This window comes from Albidovulum inexpectatum (assembly GCF_002927635.1).
Classification (GTDB): domain Bacteria; phylum Pseudomonadota; class Alphaproteobacteria; order Rhodobacterales; family Rhodobacteraceae; genus Albidovulum; species Albidovulum inexpectatum.
Genome location: NZ_PRDS01000027.1, coordinates 1 through 1358, shown reverse-complemented (window position 1 = coordinate 1358; position 1358 = coordinate 1). Strand labels below are relative to the sequence as shown.

Genomic DNA, 1358 nt, shown 5'->3' with positions numbered 1-1358 from the left:
AAAGAAGGCCACGCTCAGAGGCCTGACACACGTCCGATCGAAGACCCTGCCGAGACCTCAAGAAACGCTTGCCAAACAGGAGGCATCCACACACGGGGGCGGGTTTACAAAATTTCCCTTTAGCGCCTTGACACGACAAAAATTGATTTCCACATAATACATTGCCAAGTGTGGCTGTTTTACAAAGAGGCTTAATGTAATGGGAAAAGGTCAAGGTAACGGCGGGGGATGGCCCAGCACGACGGGAAATCCCTCTGGTGGTGGTCGTTCGAACGCTCCTGCCGGTGGTGGCAAGGGGAAATAACCCCTTAGGTCATCAATGGCGCCCGACACCGGGCGCCATTTTTTGTGATTATATGATCGCCTCGATCAGCCGCCGCAGAGTGAAGGAGCGCGCGATACTCACCACCGTGAACACCGCGCCCATCTTCAAGTTCTGCGCGAGCGTCGTGTGCAGCCCGAAGGCCGGGAAAATCAGGATCTGCGTGACCACGGCGATGCCATACCCGACTGCCTCGACCAATGACATGGTGAGCTACTCCCCAATGTCTGGACAGTTTCCGGCGTGATTTAAGCTACTCTTTACTCCTGCTGACCGGGTTGGGTTTCGTCTTTTCTCAGCCAGTAGACCACGGCTGGGGGTTTGCCGCCAAGGGCGGAATGGGGGCGCTTGCGGTTGTAGAACTCGATCCACTTGCCGACACCGGTCCTGGCCTCTGATCCGGTTTCCCATGCGTGCAGGTAGACGCATTCGTATTTGAGGCTCCTCCAGAGCCGTTCGACGAAGATGTTGTCGAGGAACCGGCCCTTGCCGTCCATCGAGACGCGCACGCAGGATCTGCGCAGCCGGTCAGTCCAGGCGAAGGAAGTGAACTGGCTGCCCTGATCGGTGTTCATGATCTCGGGCGGGCCGAAGCGGTGGATGGCCTCGTTCAACGCCTCAACGCAGAAGTCGGCCTCCAGCGTATTCGAGATGCGCCAAGCCAGCACCTTTCGGGTGTGCCAGTCCATGATCGCCACCAGATAGAGGAGCCCGCGCCGCATCGGCAGATACGTGATGTCGCTCGACCATTGTCCTCGGACCAATGGCGGACAAGGTCTCGCCCCAGACCTGATTGGGCCGGGTCACGCGCAGCCCTTTCAGCAGGTAGGGATAGGTCTTGTGCCCTTTCGCCGCCTCGCTGGTGTTGGGTTTCTGATAGATCGGCATCAGGCCCATCAGCCGCATCAGTCGCCTGATCCGCTTTTCGTTCACCAGATGGCCCTTGTCTTATGAAGACGGGAGGTTCCGTGGTTAGAAGGGAACCACTGCCCGCCACGCCATTGATGGCGGGCAGTGGCGGCGGTTGGATCGAGGA

General features: G+C 58.5%; 1 protein-coding gene and 1 pseudogene. Both read right to left on the bottom strand.

The window, feature by feature from the left end; translation table 11 throughout:
- Positions 1-352 precede the first annotated feature (352 nt).
- A complete protein-coding gene (locus LV82_RS15030) occupies positions 353-529 on the bottom strand; it encodes a DUF7220 family protein (RefSeq protein WP_170063463.1) in 177 nt (58 codons plus the stop codon).
- A 53-nt stretch (positions 530-582) separates the two neighbouring features.
- A pseudogene (locus LV82_RS14745) lies at positions 583-1264 on the bottom strand (IS3 family transposase); the annotation flags it as partial.
- Between the last annotated feature and the right edge of the window lie 94 nt (positions 1265-1358).

Bases quoted from the DNA above. Each gene is read 5' to 3' on its own strand.
- LV82_RS15030 (WP_170063463.1), bottom strand. From the start codon at position 529: ATGTCATTGGTCGAGGCAGTCGGGTATGGCATCGCCGTGGTCACGCAG.